Origin of the sequence: Campylobacter sp., from assembly GCF_017646085.1 — a bacterium.
Taxonomy (GTDB): Bacteria; Campylobacterota; Campylobacteria; order Campylobacterales; family Campylobacteraceae; genus Campylobacter.
In genome coordinates this window covers 1-19326 of record NZ_JAGCNF010000082.1, presented here as the reverse complement: position 1 = coordinate 19326, position 19326 = coordinate 1, and the positions used below count along the sequence as shown (strand labels likewise).

The window sequence follows — 19326 nt, the reverse complement described above, 5'->3', positions numbered from 1 at the left end:
ATTTATTTATACTATCTCTAAAAGTATCAATACTATCTAAATTGTTATCTTTGCTATCACTTTGTAGCATTTGAGATAATATATCTTTAAATTCAACATCACTTTCATAATGTTTTGAAGTTTCATATACTTCGTTTTGATATTTTGATATAGTATTTATTTGCATATTTATCCTTAAAAATTATTAGATAAAACAAGCAATTTTTATTCCCTAAGCAGCACTCTTTTTACTAAATATTCCAAGTATTTTAGCGCTTATTATTTTAAATATACCTCTTTTTTTACTCTTACTTAATAAATACTTAGCAATTTCTGCCCTATTAAACATAATAGCAAAGCTATATGGAGTAAGTCCCATTCCATTATTTGCATCAATATCTGCACCGGCCTCTACTAAAAGTTTTACAATTTCTAAATTTCCCTTAAAACAAACCCCAGCAAGAGGAGTTTGTCCACGATCATTTCTCTCATCAACATTTGCACCACGCTCTAAAAGCATCTTGGTAGTTTCATACGATCCATTATAACTAGCTAACATCAGCAAGCTATCACCCTTATGATTTTTAAGATTTACATTTAATCCTGCATTTAGCATTAACTCTAACTGAGCAAATTCATTATTTCTAGCAAAATTAAACGCATATCCGCACAGCTCTTCATATCGTTTTTCTTCTTCTTGTGTTATCATCTTAATTCCTTATTGCAAATTTAAATTGCATTTTTATGATACTTAAATTTACAATAAGCCCCCAAAAAATTGAGGAGCTTATACTACTTAGCTAGTGCAGCTTTTACACCATCAGCGTAAGCTGGATCAATTAATTTAAAATGATTTAATGCTCTTTGAATTATCTCATCATTTACACCATTCATACTTTGTGCTATATTGGTATAAAGTCTAGCCTTTTCATCGTTTGGCAATATAGCATATAATGACCTTGCATCTGTGTAATAATCAGCATAATACTCTCTATGATTAAATCTTTGCGCTATTTCACCTATGGCCAAATCAGGCTCAGCAAATTTAGCATTTTCAACTGGTCCGCCATTACTATTTGGCTCATAATATGCTGATTTTTCTTGTGCATAGCTACCATTATTCATAGCACCACCTACATAGTAGTTATTTACTTCAACTATTGGTCTATTTACTTCAAGTTGCTGATAATGCACTCCAACTCTATATCTTTGCGCATCTGGATAGCTAAAAATTCTAGCTTGAAGCATTCTATCTGGACTATATCCTATACCTGGAACTATATTACTTGGACTAAATGCTGCTTGTTCTACCTCGTTAAAATAGTTTTTAGGATTTTGATTAAGAGTTAAAACACCTACATTTATAAGCGGATATTTAGAGTGTGGCCATATTTTAGTTAAATCAAATGGATTAAACTCGCACTCATTAGCCTCTTCTTGGCTCATTATTTGAATTTTAAAATCCCACTGAGGGAACTCACCTCTATCGATTGCTTCATATAGATCTCTTTGATGGCTCTCTCTATCTGTAGCTATAATTTTAGCTGCTTCTTCATTAGTTAAATTTTTAATACCTTGACGAGTTTTAAAGTGAAATTTAACCCAAAATCTCTCACCATTTTGATTAATCAAACTATACGTATGACTACCAAATCCATGCATATGGCGATAGCTTGCTGGAATTCCCCTATCACTCATTAGTATCATAACTTGATGCATTGTCTCAGGATTTAGTGTCCAAAAGTCCCAAGCAGCATTTGCTGATCTTAAATGCGTTCTTGGGTCTCTTTTTTGTGAATGTATAAAATCTGGAAATTTCATACCATCTTTGATAAAAAATGTTGGCGTATTATTACCTACTAAATCCCAGTTACCCTCTTTTGTATAAAATTTAATAGCAAACCCTCTAACATCTCTTTCTGCATCTGCTGCGCCAGCTTCACCAGCAACTGTACTAAAGCGTAAAAACAATTTAGTTTTTTCACCTTTTTGAAGTACATTTGCCTTAGTATATCTACTGATATCTTCAGTAATTTCTAAAATACCATATGCACCGCTACCTTTGGCGTGAACCGTTCTTTCAGGGATTCTTTCTCTATTTTGAAATGCAAGTTTTTCAATTAATTGATAATCTTGAAGCAATACTGGACCAGTAGCACCAGCTGTGATACTAAACTGATTTGAGCTAATTGGATTTCCACTAGCTGTATTTAATTGTTTTGCCATATAATTTTCCTTTTTAATAAATTTAATATGTAGCAAAATTATATGACTTTTTTTAAAATATTTTGTAAATAATAAAAATTATTATTTACAAAATAAAACTATTTTTTTCTGAGGGGGGGGGTATTTTATAAATATTGGTTTTAGTACAATCTTAGTATGATGAAAATTGATATTAAAATCAAACATTAACCAATTTTAATTAATAGTTTATTTAAAAGCTATAAAAGAAGCAAAATTTGCCCATTTAAAAAATGTCTCCACACTACTAAATCCAGCATTTTTACAAAGCTCTTTATTCTCAGACTCACTATATGGAATTAATACATTCTCAAGCGCTTGACGCTTTTGAGCTATTTCAAATTTAGAATAACCTTGAGCCTCTTTATACTCTTGATATATATTTATCATCTCTAAATCCAACTTTTTATCATCATATACTAACTTTTCACTAAATACAAATAAGCCACTACATTCTAAACTAGCAAAAATTTTTCTTACAAACTCATCTCTTTTAATAGGTCTAATAAACTGCAATGTATAATTTAGTAGCACTGCATCAGCCTTGCCATAATCATACTCTAAGATATCAGCCTCGATAAGATTAAGTCTTGCACCATATCCATTGGCTCTATTTTTAGCCCTTTGCAGCATAGCAGAACTACTATCTAAACCTATAAGCTCAAGATCAGGACGCAATCTATAAAGTTCTAAAAGTGTAGTAGCAGTAGAACATCCAAGATCTACGACCTTAGCGCTATGTTCTAATCTTTTAGATAAGAATGAGACAATAAGCTCTTGAGTCTGCTTATAAAATGGCACTGATCTAGATACCATATCATCAAATACGCTAGCTACACTTTCATCAAATTCAAACTGTTTATGTATCGTATTTTTAAATACCTCATCTTTCACTATAAACCCCTTCTAAATTTCTTGAGTGCGAACTTATTTCATCTATACTTAAATCGCAACTTTTAGCTACATTTTTAGCTATTACTATATCTTTTGAAATTTGTTTTTTAAGCTCATCAAGAGTATCAAATTTCTTATTATCTCTAATCCACTCTATAAAACAAACCCGCACGCTATTAGGTGTTTTATCTATATCGCCATCTAAGATATGATTTTCGATAGCAAACTCTCCATCGGTACTAAGTCTATATCCAACAAATGTTATAGAGTTATAAGTATACTCATCTATCTTTGTCCTTGTAGCATAAACTCCATCACAAGGTGCTAAATATGGAGTTATATCTAAATTTAGCGTAGCGTATAAATGTTTTTTACCAATTCCTTGGCCAGTTATCACCTTGCCAATTACGCTATACTCACGACCCAATAGACGATTAGCTCTATATATATCGCCATCTCGTAAAAATCGCCTAATAGCTGAACTATGTACCCCAAGTCCATCAAAGCAAAACTCATCTACTATAACTACCTCACCATTAAAAATATGACTTAAATCATGCTTATCCCAGGCTCTATCTTTACCAAATTTAAAATCATAACCAACTACAATCTTGTTTAAATTTACAAAATCCCTCTTAAGCATATCTATAAACTCATCACCTCTAAGCTCTAAAATATCCTTAAGTTCATAATAAAAGCAAGGCACACCGCTATACTCTTGACGTCTATTCCCTGGAGTTAAACACGCTCTTCCATTGCGTATTACTACCAAAGCACCCCCATCGCCAAGTTTTTTTATTAGCTCTTTGTGTCCTTTATGAATACCATCAAAACTTCCAATAGCTACAGATTTTATACTACTTTTTGAAATAGTAGAATAGTTCAATATTGCCTTCCTTGCCTTTTATTTTGGATGTGCTTTTTTTAATCAATTTCCAGCCCAAAGCACTACATTGAGCTTCAAAATTTACCATTGCTTTATTTATGGCTTTTTCATCTTTTACTACACCATTTTTAGTGCGTTTAGCATTTATCCCTACTTCAAACTGTGGCTTAAATAGCAATATAATATCATCTAATGCTAGCCTATTAATATGCGTAATAATATTTAATAATGAAATAAAACTTACATCAACAGTAATTATATCAAATTTAAATGTGCTAATAAAATCCCTAATATCTGTATTTTCTTGAACTATTACTCTATTATCATCTCGTAAATTTGCGCTAAGTTGCATAGTTCCTACATCAAGAGCTGTTACTTGTTTTATACCATTTTCTAATAGAATTTGAACAAATCCACCAGTGCTTGAGCCTATATCTAAAGCAATCTTATCCTTTAAATCTATCTTAATCTCATCTAAAAATCCAGCCAATTTAAACGCTGCCCTACTAACATAAATTTGAGATTTTACCTCTATGATTTGAGCTTCATCAATATCTTGGCTAGCCTTTTTTATAATCTTTGAATTTACTAATACTACTCCACTTTCTATAAGACCAACTGCTTGATTTCTGCTAATATTTAAAGCCTTTGATACAGCTAGATCAGCTCTCATTTTTTAATCTTTCATACTCTATTTCATCGATTATTTGAATACCTAAAGATAAGGCCTTTTGATATTTGCTTCCACTAGATTCTCCACTTAATAGATAGTTGGTTTTAGCTGATACAGAGCCGCTAACCTTTGCCCCAAAACTCTCTAACTCAGCCTTAATTTCATCTCTAGAGCGTGAAAGTGCACCAGTGATTACTACCGTTTTACCACTAAATATATTTTGAGTAATTTTAATCTCATCTATAATCGGGGTTATATATTCTAATAACTCAACTACTTTGGTACGATTAACACGCATAAACTCCAAGTAGCTAAATGCCATTGCCTCTCCAAAACCATCTAAATTTAAAAGATCATCCATACTAAGGTCTAGCCATTTATTAGGATACACTGTAGCAATCTTTTTAGCTGCTACTTCACCAATATGCTCAATCCCAAGTGAAGTAATAAATCTATGAAGTAGCGGTTTTTGGCTTGTTTTTATAGCATTTAGAGTATTTGTAATTTTTTTACTCTTAAAACCCTCTAATCCATCAAAACTAGAACTATCTAATCTATATATATCAATTATACTTGATATTTTTCCATTTTTATAAAGTAATTCTATAATTGCATCACCAAGACCATCTATATTCATACATTTTTTAGAAGCAAAATATATAATAGAACTTACAACCCTAGCCTTGCAACTTAAATTCTGACACTTAATAAATGTCCCTTCATCTAAAAGCTCACTTCCGCACTCAGGGCACTCGCAAGGACGATTTATAGCTATTTCTTGACCATCTCTTCTAGCCTTATACACATCAGTAATCTTAGGTATCACATCACCACTTCTAATAACGCAAACTATATCACCCTTCATAAGGCCTAGTCGTTCAATTTCATCAAAATTATGCAAAGTAACATTTCTAACAAAAGCCCCATCAATCTCAACTCCATCAAGAACGCCAACAGGTGTAACTACACCGGTTCTGCCAACTTGCAAGGCTATATCTATAAGCTTAGCTGATTTTTGAGTAGCTGGAAATTTATAAGCTACCATAAATTTAGGAAATTTTACAGTAAAGCCTAATTCATCGCATTTTTCTAGACTATCAACACGAACCACCATCCCATCCATCATTATAGGCTTTTCATCTCTTAATGCTAAAAGCTCATCATAAGCTTGTCTAATCTCATCTATACTGCTACAAATCTTGCAAAAATCATCTCTTAAAAATCCAAGAGATCTTATAAATTCCATCATATCACTATGGGTATTAAATTTAAGATCATTTGCCCCTACACCCCATGGATAAAATTTTAATTTTCTTGATTTTGTTATACTTGAGTCTAATTGTCTTAAGCTACCAGCAGCTGCATTTCTAGGATTAGCTAACAAACTTTGACCATCTTTAGCACGCTTAGCATTAATCATTTCAAAATCACTCTTAGCTATAACTACTTCACCCCTAATCTCAATAAGACCACTATATGGAATCTGTAAAGGCACAGAACTAATAACCCTAGCATTACTAGTAACATCCTCGCCAATGGATCCATCGCCACGTGTAGCTGCACTAATTAAGACTCCATTTTCATAGGTTAAATTTAAACTTGCACCATCAAATTTAGGCTCTACAAAAAATCTTTGCGACCCCTTATCTCCACGCTCAATCCAAGCCAAAAGCTCATCATCGCTAAAAATATCTTCCATTGACCACATTCTAGCTCTATGAGGTAGCTTTTCAAACTGCTCTAAAATCTCGCCGCCAACTCGGTTAGTCGGTGAAAATATTGCCTTAAGCTCTGGATTTAATCTCTCAAATTCAACAACTTTATGATATAAAGCATCATACTCGTCATCGCTTGCTATTGGTGTATCCTTAGTATAATAGGCTCTAGCCCAATCATTTAGCTTATTTACTGATTCTAAATACTCTTTTTGATTCATACTATTTCTAAATCCTTATATGCATTATGTAACTTTAACATTTGTATATGTTCTTTAGGATCATGTGTTCGGATAATACTAGCTCCATTTTCTATGGCTTTTTGATGCAGATACAAGCTTCCAGCTAAACGTTCATCTACGCTACTTGGACTATAATAATCTATTATAGATTTTCTACTAGCTCCTACCAAAAGCGGATATCCAAAGGATAAAAAATGCTCTAAATGTTTAATAAGCGCCATATTATCACGAGCTGTTTTACCAAAACCTATACCTATATCAAGATAAATTTGCTTAGCTTTAGAGCTACTTATTTTTTCTAATTTTTCAGTAAAAAACTCACTAACAATCTCTAAAATATCACTATTTTTAATACCAATTTGCATAGTTTTTGGATCTCCATTTTTATGCATTAGGCAGTATTTTGCTCCATATTTTCCAGCTAAAAAAGCCAAATTTAAATCAGCACTTATATCATTTACAAAACTAAATCCACGATCTAAAGCATACTCTAAGCAATTAACATCAAAGCTATCAAGACTAAACTCAACTTTATCATAAAGTTTATTAGTATAGATCAGATCTACAACTGGCGCAACTCTTTGAAATTCTGCTTTAGATCCGATATACTCACTACCTGGTCTTGAGCTAACCATACCAATATCTATGTAGTCTACACTTAAACTTATCAAACTCTCTATACGAGAAATTGCATCATCGATGCTAACTCTACTTGATGGATTAAAACTATCACTATTAAAGTTTAAAACTGCCATAATTTCACATTTTTTTGGCTTTTTAAATGAATTTGATAGAAATTTAGCTAATTTTTTTAATCCAAAATCTTGAGCTGACTCCTTTTTAGCTAGGGTTTGAATTTGTTTATCATTTGCTATTAATAGAGCATTTTCTATCTTATCACCACCAAAAATTGCATCATGAGAACTAACAAGCTCAGCACCGATGCTAAGTGAGTCTTGCTTTAAAATATTTACTGCTACAGCCTTTATGTTTTTTATTAAAATAAAATTCAAATTTGCTTTCTTTTCCATTATCTTTGCACCACTTTTATGTGGAGCAATAAAATGACAAATCTGCTCAAAATCACTATCTATATTTAATTTATATACTTTCATCTTATCCTTTGCATTATTAATAAAAGTAACGGTAAAAGTACAGTCTGGGCTTTTGCATTTAAGTCTGTGATCCTATATAACTTATTAAAATACAAATAATCTTCATGGCTAAATTTAACCCCATTTTTAACTGCATCTATTATTATAGATTTAAGTAAATTTAAAAGCTGAGTTTTACTTAGATTATCACTCTTTTCAAGTGCTGATTGAGCAGATACATAATCATTAATATAAGCAAGATTTAATCTAGTAAAATTAATTCCAGTTGGCTCACTTTTGATTAGCTTTATTCTATTATCAATACTTAAACGTGAGCGAACTGTAGGTAAAAATATATTCTTAGCTGGTGCTACTAGAACAAATACTATATTTCTTGGCGGCTCTTCTAATATTTTTAGTAGAGCATTTTGCGGATCAATTCCATATTTATTAGCCAAAATCAAAAGTACTTTTGGCTGATTTTCTGCAATATAGGCTTGAGATATTATCTCCTTAGCGCCATCTATTAGTAAATTTTCATACTCAAAAATCTTTAAATACTCAGGTTTTAAAATAGAGGCATACTCGCTCTTAATACCATCAAAATCATTGCTAATAATAATCTTGCTATCTAAACTCAAAGCTCAACCTGACCAAATAATACAGCATCAATTGTACGATCAAATAGCCTAAACATAGATAAAAGCTTAAAATCCAAATTTTCATCTGTGGAACTAAGATAAAAACTATTTTCAGCCTGTTCATCAAACAACCACATATAGCTACTAGCACGATTTTTAGCTATTGCGCATAATTTTGAACTACTCTTTCCAATATAAAAATATACAAACCCATTAGGAAAAGAGATGCTAAGCATATCATCAAGAAGACTTATTTCTTCTTTTGAATTTATATCATTTAATCTAGGATATAAAGATCTCAATGAGATAAATGGCAATATAGGACGGTGCGAGCCTTTACGATTAATACTACGTAAAAAATAACTCTCAAACCAATCTCTATCCTCATCGCATATTACAATAAACGGCGCTCCATCAATCAAATATCTAAGCCTAGATGCAAGTAGTGGCGCCCACTCTAGACGCCTCTCCTCCATCCAGCTAAGCTCCTTGCTTGAACTCCTAATAGCATCCAAGCTCCATTTTATAAGATCCATTACTTCTCTAACTCATAAGCTTTATGAAGTGCTCTTACGGCTAATTCGCCATATTTTGCTTCTACTATCATTGAGATTTTAATCTCACTTGTAGAGATCATTTGAATATTAATCCCTTCATTTGCAAGACTAGAAAATGCCATAGAAGCAATACCACTATGACTTTTCATACCTACACCTACTACGCTTACTTTTACTACTTCACTATCTATTTCTATTGATTTTGCACTACCATCATCAACTACATTTCTAGCAGCCTCCATCTCATTTTGAGGAACTGTAAATCCAAGACTTGTAGTACCATCTTCATGACTAGTATTTTGAATAATCATATCTACATTTATATTTTTATCTGCTAATTTTTTAAATATGCTAGCTGCAACTCCTGGTTTATCTACAACCCCTCTCATCGTTACTCTAGCTTGGTTTTTATCTAATGCAATACCGCTTATTAATGCTTGTTCCATTCCTGATTTTTCCATATCTGCCTCTCCTGTTATTAATGTTCCTTCGTTATTATTAAAGCTACTTCTTGTGACTAAATTTACATTTAATTTTTTAGCCAGTTCCACGCTTCTATTTTGCAATACTTTTGCACCCATACTAGCAAGTTCTAACATCTCATCATAGCTTATTTTATCAAGCTTTCTAGCCTTTGGTTCTATTCTTGGATCTGTAGTATATACCCCATCTACATCTGTATAAATCTCGCATAAATCAGCCTCTAGTGCCCCTGCTACTGCTACAGCACTTAAATCACTTCCTCCACGTCCTAAAGTTGTAGTATCTCCATCTTTAGTAGCGCCTTGAAATCCTGCTACAATAACAATTTTACCATCTTTTAGAGCCTCTTTCATCTTTGCTCCATCGATATCAATAATTCTAGCTTTAGTAAAATCATTATTGGTAATGATTCCAGCCATATCACCGCTAAATGATACAGCTTTATAACCTTTTGAATTTAGTGCTATTGATAATAATGAACTTGTAACTCTCTCACCTGAACTAAGCAGCATATCCATATCTGCACTTTGAGGTTGTACTCCAGCAAAATGTTCAGCATACTCTATTAATTGATTTGTAACCCCACTCATAGCTGAGACTACTACTACTACATCATTACCAGCATCTTTTGTAGCAATTACTCTTTTAGCTACCTCTTCTATTCTTTCTAAATTTCCAACACTAGTTCCACCATATTTTTGAACAATTAGCATTATATAAATCCTTCATCTTTAAAGTATTTAAGCACCTTGGCGTATGCGCCTTTTTTAAAGTGATTAACCTTGCTTAGCACATCATTTACAGGCATAAAGCAGTAATCATCAAATTCTGGATGCTTTGTTGCAAGATCTATTTTGGCATTTGGCTTTAATCTAACTAAAAAATATCGCTGCCTTTGCCCATCATATGGAGCCATTTTTTTAGCAATATTTTCTGGAAAATCATACTCAAGCCACTTTGGATGCTCACATAAGATCTCTACCTCGTTTGTTCCTATCTCCTCTTCAAGCTCTCTAAAAAGAGCCTCTTTTGGTGATTCGCCTTCATCAATCCCTCCTTGTGGAAACTGCCAAGCTCCACTGATATCGTGTCTTTGGGCGATGAATACTTTGCACTCTAAAGGATAAGATGGAGATAAAATAATCGCCGCCACATTTGGACGGTATCTCTTACCTTTATCCATTTTCTAAGTCCTAAAAATTTGGTAAAAATCCTACCCTAAAAGCGTTTAAAGTTTAATAAATCAACTAAATTTAATAAATTATTTGCTAAATTTAGAATAAAATTTAGGTAAAAAATGCATATCTACATTCATATTCCATTTTGCGAATCAAAATGCCCTTACTGCGCCTTTGGATCACATAGCGATCAGTTTGCTATAACTAAGCAATATTTTCAAGCGCTCACAAAAGAGATAAAAGCTACCAAATTTGATCAAAAAATATCTACAATCTTTATAGGAGGCGGTACGCCAAGTAGTGTAGATGCTAGATTTTATGATGATCTTTTTGAATATTTAAGACCAAATTTAAGCTATAATTGCGAAATTACAAGCGAGGCAAATCCAAACTCAGCGAATCTAAAATGGCTTGAACATATGAGAGCTCTTGGTGTAAATAGATTAAGTCTAGGAGCTCAAAGTTTTGATGAGAAAAAGCTCAAATTTCTAGGAAGAATTCACAGCGCCAAAAGAGTTTTTAAAGCCGTAGAAGATGCCAAAATAGCTAAATTTGAAAATATAAATGTAGATATAATGTATAGCACAAAGCTTGATACTAAAGCTTTGCTTACCAAAGAAGTACAAGAGCTAAATAAGCTAAAAATCACTCATATATCAGCCTATAGTTTAATGCTTGAAAGCAAATTTAGCAATAAAATCTCATATCAAAAAGATAGCCCGGTTTTGGCCAAATTTCTTATAAATTTACTCCAAGATATAGGATTTAGACAGTATGAAATCTCAAATTTTGGACAAATTTGCCAACATAATCTTAGCTACTGGCGTGGTGATGATTATTATGGATTTGGTGCATATGCTGTAGGTACAACTGGACTAAAAAGATATAAGGGTGCTACAAATCTAAATAGCTATATTGATAATACTTTTCAAAAGAGTATTGAAAAGTTAAATTATGAGGATAAAATGGCTGAGAGAGTATTTTTAGGGCTTAGGAGTATTCTTGGTGTTAGCTTAGATGATTTAACTCCAAATATGCTACAAAAGGCTCAAATATTAATTAATGAAGGAAAATTAATAGCCAAAAATGAGCGAATTTATAATCCAAATTTTTTATTATCTGATGAGATATATTTATACTTAAGCTAGCCAAAAGGCTAGCTTAATACCTTACTCTACTTCAGCATCGATGACATCATCGTCTTTTTTCTTATCTTGCGTATTAGCAGCACCGGCTTGATTTTGATACATAGCTTCAGCTAGTTTATGACTTGCTTCGCTTAGCGCTCTTACTTTTGTATCTATTTGATCTTTTGTAGCACTATCATCTTTTAGTGTCTCTCTTAAATCATTTAACGCTGCTTCTATCTTAGCTCTATCTTCACTTGATATCTTCTCGCCAAGCTCATCAAGAGATTTTTGAGTTTGGTGCGCTAGACTATCAGCTGCATTTCTAGCTTCTACTGCTTCTTTTCTTTTTCTATCTTCTTCTTTGTGTAGCTCAGCATCATTTACCATCTTATTAATCTCTTCTTCGCTTAAGCCGCTTGAACCTGAAATGGTGATATTTTGTGCTTTACCACTAGCTTTATCCTTAGCAGATACTGTTAAAATACCATTTGCATCTATATCAAATGTAACCTCAATTTGTGGTACGCCTCTTGGTGCTGGCATAATACCTTCAAGATTAAAATTACCAAGACTTTTATTATCACGGCTAAATTCACGCTCACCTTGTAAGACATTGATCGTAACTGCACTTTGATTATCCTCTGCAGTAGAGAATGTTTGAGATTTCTTAGTTGGGATTGTCGTTCCTTTTTCAATTAATTTACTCATAACGCCACCAAGTGTCTCAATACCTAAGCTAAGAGGAGTAACATCTAGCAATAATACATCTTTTACATCGCCCTTAATTACAGCACCTTGAATAGCAGCGCCAATAGCTACAACTTCATCTGGATTTACCGATTTATTTAGATCTTTATCAAATGCTTTTTTAACTTCATCTTGAACTAAAGGAACACGAGTTGAACCACCTACCATTACAATCTCTTTAATATCGCTTTTGCTTACACCTGCATCTTTTACAACTTCATTGATTTTAGAGATTGTTTGAGATACTAAGTCATCTATCATACTCTCAAATTTAGCTCTACTAATTGTTTTTGTAAGGTGTTTTGGACCCGTAGCGTCAGCTGTAATAAATGGTAGATTTATTGTTGTTTCCATTGCGCTACTTAGCTCTTTTTTAGCATTTTCAGCAGCTTCTTTTAATCTTTGAAGAGCCATTACATCATTTTTAAGATCTATACCACTTTCGCTTTTAAATTCATTAACCAAAAAATCAATTAATCTATTATCAAAATCATCACCACCTAAGAAAGCATTACCACCAGTAGCTAAAACTTCAACAACATTATCTCCAGTCTCAAGAACTGTAACATCAAATGTACCACCACCTAGGTCATATACTACAATCTTTTCAGCCTCTTTTTTATCTAAACCATAAGCAAGAGCTGCAGCTGTAGGCTCATTAATAATACGTAAAACATTTAATCCAGCAATTGTACCAGCTTCTTTTGTGGCTTTTCTTTGGCTATCGTTAAAATATGCTGGAACAGTAATAACTGCATCAGTTACACTCTCACCCAAAAATGCCTCTGCATCCTCTTTTAATTTTATTAAAACCTTAGCTGAGATCTCTTGTGGAGTATAAGTTTTACCAGCTATCTCTACAGCACACGCACCATTTCTATCTACTATATGATATGGTAAACGAGTTTTAGCCTCTTGGGCATTTTTCTCATTCATCATTAAACCCATAATTCTTTTGATAGAAAATATTGTTTTTTCTGGATTTGTGACTGCTTGACGCTTTGCAGTATCACCGACTAAAATCTCACCCTTATCAGTAAAAGCTACAACGCTTGGAGTTGTATTTTTACCCTCTTTATTTGGGATTACTTTACTTTCACCTCTTTCATATACGCTTACACAAGAATTTGTTGTTCCTAGGTCGATTCCAATTACTTTACTCATTTTTTATCCTTTTTATTAAATTTATTTTACAATTACTACCATACTTGGTCTTAAGACTCTATCATTATACATATAGCCTTTTTGATATACCTGAGCTATTGAACCGCTTGGCAGATCAGCTGATTCTATATAATTAATAGCATTATGCACTTCAGGATTAAACTCTCCATCTGTACTAATCTCTTTTATACCATATTTTTCAAAGCATTTTTTAAACTGCTCTATAGTTAAATTTATTCCATCTTTCATCGCTGCTATATCATCGCTACCATCTATATTTGCTGCAATCTCTAAAGCATCAATCACAGGTAAAAGATCTCTAGCAAATCCTTCATTTGCAAACTTTAAAGCATCTGCTTTTTCACGCTCTAAACGCTTTTTAATATTTTCAAAATCAGCCGTAGCTCTTATTAAATCCTCTTTAACCTTGGCTAGTTCACTCTCTAACCCATTATCGTTATCTTGATCATTTTGCTCACAAGTTTTTTCATTTTCTTCATTTAGAGTTTTATTCTCATCTATATTTTCATTTATATCTTGACTCACGCCGCCTCCCTTAATATATTTAAAAACTTCTCATAATCACTATAAATACTACTAGCACAAAGCATTACAGCTGGTTTACCTTCATAGATTACATCAGCTTTTAAACCCATATAGCCAGTAGAAAATAGTGGGCCAAAGGCTAAATTCCCTTTAAAATTATCCCCAAATGATGGATCTAAAATCGCCTTTATATTATCATCTTTGCAAATTTCAAAAGCAACTTTTTCATTTTCCTGAAATAAAATTTCACCTCTTTTTAATGCCTTAATCTTTGTTCTTAGCTCGCTTAGCCCTACTTGCATAGAGATACAATCTAATTCATCTAAACTAGCTCCCAATAGATTACTTAGAAATCTCTCAACCTTTGAGCTAAATTTAATAGATATGCTTTGAATATCAAAATCAAGGATCAAAAAGCGATCTTTAAGATTTAAAACCTCTTTTAAAAATAGCTTTTGATTTCCAAAAATCATGCAATAAATACCATTTTCATAGACTAAAAAATTCAACAAATCACTATCATTTATGACTATAGCTGAGTTAAATTTAAGCCTATTTTGCCAATAAATCTCCATAGTGCTAGCTGTAGGAATCCTTCCACCACTTATATGTAGCTGTGTGATAGCTCCTTCATCGCTAAGTTTTTTAAAATAGACCCTAATAGTAGATGCTGGAATAGCAACATTCATTCTCATGCCAAGCTCGCTTGAGCCAATTGGCTCATTAGCTTCTAAGTATGCATGAATGATAGATTCTAATATTAAATCTCTTTTATCTACTTTCATTATTAGCACTCTTTATATTTAATTGCTAAGTGAATTATACAACATTGAGCCAATCTTTGTCAAGTATTTTAAGCAAAAAGATTAAAATTTGTAAATTTATTTAGCAATTTATATGATTGATTGCTTATTTTTATTAAATATTATCTATATAAAATAAAAATATAAAATGTAGACAATCTAAATTTTATTGATTTTTAATAAGCTATCAAGTATAATTTCGTTTTAATTCAAAGGAGATAATTTGATGAATAGTTTAACTGCAAAAGAGAGAGATGATTTAGAGCAAATCTTTGCCCAAATTCAGATCGCTAGATTTAATTTTAATATTTGGAATTATTATAAAATCTTAAATAAAAAAGGTCAACTAGCGATCAGATTACTAAAATTTAAGAGCAGAAGACTATTTTTTAAATAGTTCTGGGCAGCTCTTTTTGAGATGTTCAATCACAGTAATAACTTCATCAACGCCATTTGCATCGCTGTTTTCTAATACATCATCTATAACATCTATATATCTATCAAAGGCGTCATTTAAACGCTCTTTTTTTACTCCAGCGTAGTAAAGCATTCCAAGAGTAGCTAACTCCAATTCATAGCTCATCTCTTCAAGCGTTATATCGTTTTCATAGTTTTTCATCTTTATTCTCCTGTCTTTTTATTGATTAAATTAACTACTTGAGCCTTAATATCATCATAGTTGTAGCTATCTGTAAATCCAGCAAAAAATCCACCGCTGGCATTTTTATGCCCTCCGCCGTCGCAAAGCTCTTTAGCCATTAGGCTTACATCAAATTCGCCATTTGATCTAAAGCTCATAGTCTTTTTGCTAGTCATATCGATAAAAAAATCAAATTCAGGATTTGCTACTAAAAAATCATTACCAATCACACTTGCGCTACCAATATTATAAGTCAATATCCCCTTACTACCACGGTAATTTATACTAAATTTATCTTTATTAGCTTCAAGACGTCTAACTAGATAACTAGAGTTTAGATTGCTTAAAGTATCATCATTTTTAAGGTAAAAAAACTCCTTTTTAATTCCATGAAGTCTATTATCAAGCTCAATATGGGCATTATTAAGACTTAAAAACTCACAAAAGCTTCTCATAAGATAAAAAATATACTCTATGTGCTCATCTTCAAACATTACTTTATTTATCTCTTTTGCCCCAGCAATTGCACCCATACAAACCTTACCAAGTTCAAAATTAGGATCATTTTTTAGCCATATATCGACAGCATTTACCACATCACAATATGCACCTAATCTCTCATCTTTGCCAAAAATTGCACTAAAAAAATCATAACAAATTTTTGTCGCACTTCTAGCATTATCTAAATAATACCAAGAAAACTCTGCTGCACACTCAGCTCCTGTTTGATGATGATCAAGCAAAATTAGCTTAACATCTTTACCTTCAAGTTTCTCTTGATAGCTTTGACATTGAGCTTTGGTTAAATTTAGATCAGTAATTAAAATCACTGCCTTTTCATCGCCTATCTTTGAAATTATATGCGACATCTTTTTATCAATCTCTTTACCATAGTTTGAATTATAAAATTCGACATTTTTTAGATAAAAACTACTAACAAATTGGCAAGAGTATCCATCTAAATCAGTGTGACTAAGATGATAAATCTTCATTTTATTCCTTTATTAAAGTTCTGGTATCTCTATAGTGCCAAGTGTTTCAAACTGAGTATTTGGAGCAATCTCAGCAAAACTTAGCACTGCTATATCGATTGAAAAATTTTGAACTATATTAGCTATAAATTTACGAATACTTGGCTCAACGCAAAGCACCATATCGCCTTGTTCGCTTATAGGTCTATTTTCTCTTTTTGCCCTTAGTGCACTAACTATAGCTGAGGTTTGGGCTACATTTATCATTAAGGTATATGCTCCATCTTTATAACTTAGGCTATCAATTAGCTTTTGTTGGGCTGGTGCTTCTAGGATATAGAAATTTAGTTGACCATTTTCATCTGTATAAATAGAAGTAATAACTCTAGCTAGAGCTGCACGTACATGTTCAATAATCATATCTAAATTCTTACTAACTTCAGCTACATCACTAATAGCCTCAAGAATACTTAACATATCTTTAATTGGAATATTATCCTTAAGTAAAGCTTTTAATACCTTTTGAATCACTCCTACGCCAACAATTTTAAGTGCATCATCTACAACTACAGAATATTCAGATTTTACCTTTTCAAGAATATTTTGAACCTCTTGCTTAGTTAGTAATTCACTTGCATTTTGCTTAACTAGCTCACTCATATGGGTTGAGATAACACTAGCTGCATCAGCTACTGTATAACCACTTAAAATTGCATCCTCTTTATAATTTTGATCAATCCATAATGCATCAAGCCCAAAGGCTGGATCTTTTACTGCAATCCCATCAATATCAGCGCTTACATAACCACTATCCATTGCTAAACATTTATCAGGATATACCACGCCTGAACCAATTACGACACCTTTGAGCTTAAATTTATACTCATTTGGCCCAAGCAAGATATTATCTCTTAATCTGATTTTAGGCATCAAAAATCCTAACATTGTAGCCATATTTCGTCTCATAGCACGGATTCTCTCAACCAGATCCCCGTCAGCAAGCTTTAAAAGTCCATAACCTAAATCCAACTCTAAAATTTCAATCTTTAATATATCATCAATTTTAGCTTGTTCTTCAAGGGCAATCTCTTCTTCACTTTTCTTAGGTAGCTTATTAGCCGATGGTGCAGCCTTATTACCATTTCCGGCTTGCTGAGAGCCATTTTTATCGGTTTTGACAGCACTAAAATCGATTTTCCCCTCTTCTATCATTTTTAAAATAAATCCAATCCCTAAAAATAATAAGCCCATAAATCCTAAAGAGAATGTCGGAAGACCTGGCACTAAAGCAAATATAAATAGTATAAAACCGACAATTAAAAGTGTTTTATACTCACCAAGCAACTGACTTACAACGCCTTCAGCAAAGTTATCTTCATCTTTGCTAGCTCTAGTAATTATAATTGCTGTTGCTGTTGAGGTAATAAGCCCAGGAATTTGACTCACCAATCCATCGCCAATAGTAAGAATTGTATATGTAGCTGCTGCATCTTTTATTTCCATATCGTGCTGAAATGCACCGATTAAAAATCCACCAATAATATTAATAATAGTAATTATAATACCAGCTACAGCATCACCTTTTATAAATTTACTAGAACCATCCATTGCTCCGTAAAAATTAGCCTCTGCAATTATATCTTGGCGTCTTTGCTTAGCAGTTTGCTCATCAATTAATCCAGCATTTAAATCTGCATCAATTGCCATCTGCTTGCCTGGCATTGCATCTAGAGTAAACCTAGCTTGAACCTCACTTACACGAGTTGAACCTTTGGTTACAACCATAAAATTTATAAGAACTAAAATACAAAATACAATAACCCCAATTACATAGTTTCCACCGACAACAAATTTACCAAAACTAGCAATAATCTCACTTACAGCCTCTGGTCCATTATGCCCTTCGCTTAAAATCATTCTAGTTGTTGCAATATTGAGCGCTAATCTAAACAGGGTAATTATTAACACCAATGTTGGAAATGTGCTAAGATCTGTTGGTCGTGGTATATATATAGATATTAAAATTATAAGAACAGATATAGCTATAGATAGTGCTAAGAAAAAATCTAACACAGCACTAGGTAATGGCACAATGATAATAGCTAAAATTGCTATAATAACAAAAACTACAGTTAAACTCTTTGCTTTCATCACAGGCGCTAAAAATGGCGCCACCATTGTTAGAATATTGCGCTTAGCCAAGGTTATTTCTTTATAATATCAGTTAAGGTAATCTGATCTAAAAACTCATCAATTCGACCTTGTAAATCATTAAACATAGGCCAAATTTTACATCCATCGCCTTTACTGCTAGGACAATCGCATCTAGAATTGGCACACTCAAATACATTTACCTTACGCTTTTCAGCACTCTCTAAAATGCGCTTAATACTTAAATTTGATGGTTTATCGGCTAAGACAAACCCGCCATTTGCACCTTTAAAGGAGTGCAATATACCCTCTTTTGCTAAATTTTGCAAAATTTTTGCTAAAAAACTTTTTGAAATTCCAAGTTCAGATGATATAGTATCTACATCTTTTGGGTGATTAGCTTGTGATAATAAAATCAATGATAGCATAGCATATTCACTGGCTTTGGTAAATAACACCTCGACTCCTTAAGATTTTTAATCGGATATTTTACTAAAAAATAGATTAATATTAACTTTTTTTAGCGATACTATAAGTCAAATTTCAATATTTTAGGATAAAAAATGGCCAATTTATGGGTAACAACTT

At 32.5% G+C, this 19326-nt stretch carries 19 protein-coding genes; 1 reads left to right on the top strand and 18 read right to left on the bottom strand.

Annotated elements, in window-relative coordinates; genetic code table 11:
* Positions 1–211: 211 nt before the first annotated feature.
* The 11 genes from J6V67_RS04530 to J6V67_RS04480 all read right to left on the bottom strand — a co-directional run bounded on the left by J6V67_RS04530 (position 212) and on the right by J6V67_RS04480 (position 10591).
* Positions 212–694: an ankyrin repeat domain-containing protein gene (locus tag J6V67_RS04530; protein ID WP_291859402.1), complete on the bottom strand. Its 483-nt coding sequence runs from the start codon at positions 692–694 to the stop codon at positions 212–214.
* A gap of 77 nt (positions 695–771) precedes the next feature.
* On the bottom strand, positions 772–2205 hold the full coding sequence (locus J6V67_RS04525; protein WP_291859396.1) for a catalase: 1434 nt from the start codon (positions 2203–2205) through the stop codon (positions 772–774).
* Between the two features lie 207 nt (positions 2206–2412).
* Positions 2413–3117, bottom strand: coding sequence for a carboxy-S-adenosyl-L-methionine synthase CmoA (cmoA, locus tag J6V67_RS04520; RefSeq protein ID WP_291859393.1), 705 nt, complete (start codon positions 3115–3117; stop codon positions 2413–2415).
* Positions 3107–4006 (bottom strand): bifunctional riboflavin kinase/FAD synthetase, encoded by a 900-nt coding sequence (locus J6V67_RS04515; RefSeq protein WP_291859399.1) that lies wholly within the window; start codon positions 4004–4006, stop codon positions 3107–3109. Before J6V67_RS04515 ends, cmoA begins: the two co-directional genes overlap by 11 nt.
* Positions 3975–4676, bottom strand: a complete 702-nt coding sequence (locus J6V67_RS04510) for a TlyA family RNA methyltransferase (RefSeq protein ID WP_291859391.1) — start codon at positions 4674–4676, stop codon at positions 3975–3977. The genes J6V67_RS04515 and J6V67_RS04510 overlap by 32 nt, the downstream gene beginning before the upstream one ends.
* The gene (gene ligA / locus J6V67_RS04505) at positions 4666–6612 is read right to left on the bottom strand and encodes an NAD-dependent DNA ligase LigA (protein WP_291859387.1); all 1947 of its coding nucleotides are present in this window, start codon (positions 6610–6612) and stop codon (positions 4666–4668) included. Before ligA ends, J6V67_RS04510 begins: the two co-directional genes overlap by 11 nt.
* Entirely contained in the window at positions 6609–7748 is a 1140-nt protein-coding gene (gene folP, locus J6V67_RS04500) for a dihydropteroate synthase (protein WP_291859384.1), read from the bottom strand. The genes ligA and folP overlap by 4 nt, the downstream gene beginning before the upstream one ends.
* Complete coding sequence (locus tag J6V67_RS04495; protein WP_291859382.1) at positions 7745–8368, bottom strand: DNA polymerase III subunit delta'; 624 nt, start codon at positions 8366–8368, stop codon at positions 7745–7747. Before J6V67_RS04495 ends, folP begins: the two co-directional genes overlap by 4 nt.
* On the bottom strand, positions 8365–8904 hold the full coding sequence (locus J6V67_RS04490; protein WP_291859379.1) for a HobA family DNA replication regulator: 540 nt from the start codon (positions 8902–8904) through the stop codon (positions 8365–8367). Before J6V67_RS04490 ends, J6V67_RS04495 begins: the two co-directional genes overlap by 4 nt.
* Positions 8904–10121 carry an aspartate kinase gene (locus J6V67_RS04485; protein ID WP_291859377.1) on the bottom strand — a complete coding sequence of 406 codons (1218 nt, stop codon included), beginning with the start codon at positions 10119–10121 and terminating at the stop codon, positions 8904–8906. Before J6V67_RS04485 ends, J6V67_RS04490 begins: the two co-directional genes overlap by 1 nt.
* Positions 10121–10591, bottom strand: coding sequence for an RNA pyrophosphohydrolase (locus J6V67_RS04480; RefSeq protein WP_291859374.1), 471 nt, complete (start codon positions 10589–10591; stop codon positions 10121–10123). Before J6V67_RS04480 ends, J6V67_RS04485 begins: the two co-directional genes overlap by 1 nt.
* Before the next feature lie 114 nt (positions 10592–10705).
* On the opposite strand from J6V67_RS04480, the gene hemW reads away from it, so the two are divergent.
* A complete protein-coding gene (hemW, locus tag J6V67_RS04475) occupies positions 10706–11734 on the top strand; it encodes a radical SAM family heme chaperone HemW (protein ID WP_291859371.1) in 1029 nt (342 codons plus the stop codon).
* A 21-nt stretch (positions 11735–11755) separates the two neighbouring features.
* On the opposite strand, the gene dnaK is transcribed toward hemW, so the two are convergent.
* From dnaK to J6V67_RS04440, 7 genes are all read right to left on the bottom strand, one after another.
* The gene (gene dnaK, locus J6V67_RS04470; RefSeq protein WP_291859368.1) at positions 11756–13627 is read right to left on the bottom strand and encodes a molecular chaperone DnaK; all 1872 of its coding nucleotides are present in this window, start codon (positions 13625–13627) and stop codon (positions 11756–11758) included.
* 21 nt (positions 13628–13648) lie between these two features.
* Positions 13649–14173 carry a nucleotide exchange factor GrpE gene (locus J6V67_RS04465; RefSeq protein WP_291859366.1) on the bottom strand — a complete coding sequence of 175 codons (525 nt, stop codon included), beginning with the start codon at positions 14171–14173 and terminating at the stop codon, positions 13649–13651.
* Positions 14170–14958 carry an HrcA family transcriptional regulator gene (locus tag J6V67_RS04460; RefSeq protein WP_291859363.1) on the bottom strand — a complete coding sequence of 263 codons (789 nt, stop codon included), beginning with the start codon at positions 14956–14958 and terminating at the stop codon, positions 14170–14172. The genes J6V67_RS04465 and J6V67_RS04460 overlap by 4 nt, the downstream gene beginning before the upstream one ends.
* A gap of 400 nt (positions 14959–15358) precedes the next feature.
* Entirely contained in the window at positions 15359–15595 is a 237-nt protein-coding gene (locus J6V67_RS04455) for a hypothetical protein (protein WP_291859358.1), read from the bottom strand.
* 2 nt (positions 15596–15597) lie between these two features.
* Positions 15598–16608: a 3'-to-5' oligoribonuclease B gene (locus tag J6V67_RS04450; protein ID WP_291859355.1), complete on the bottom strand. Its 1011-nt coding sequence runs from the start codon at positions 16606–16608 to the stop codon at positions 15598–15600.
* A gap of 12 nt (positions 16609–16620) precedes the next feature.
* Positions 16621–18789, bottom strand: coding sequence for a flagellar biosynthesis protein FlhA (gene flhA / locus J6V67_RS04445; RefSeq protein ID WP_291859353.1), 2169 nt, complete (start codon positions 18787–18789; stop codon positions 16621–16623).
* 2 nt (positions 18790–18791) lie between these two features.
* Positions 18792–19196, bottom strand: coding sequence for an Rrf2 family transcriptional regulator (locus J6V67_RS04440; RefSeq protein ID WP_086235379.1), 405 nt, complete (start codon positions 19194–19196; stop codon positions 18792–18794).
* Positions 19197–19326 lie beyond the last annotated feature (130 nt).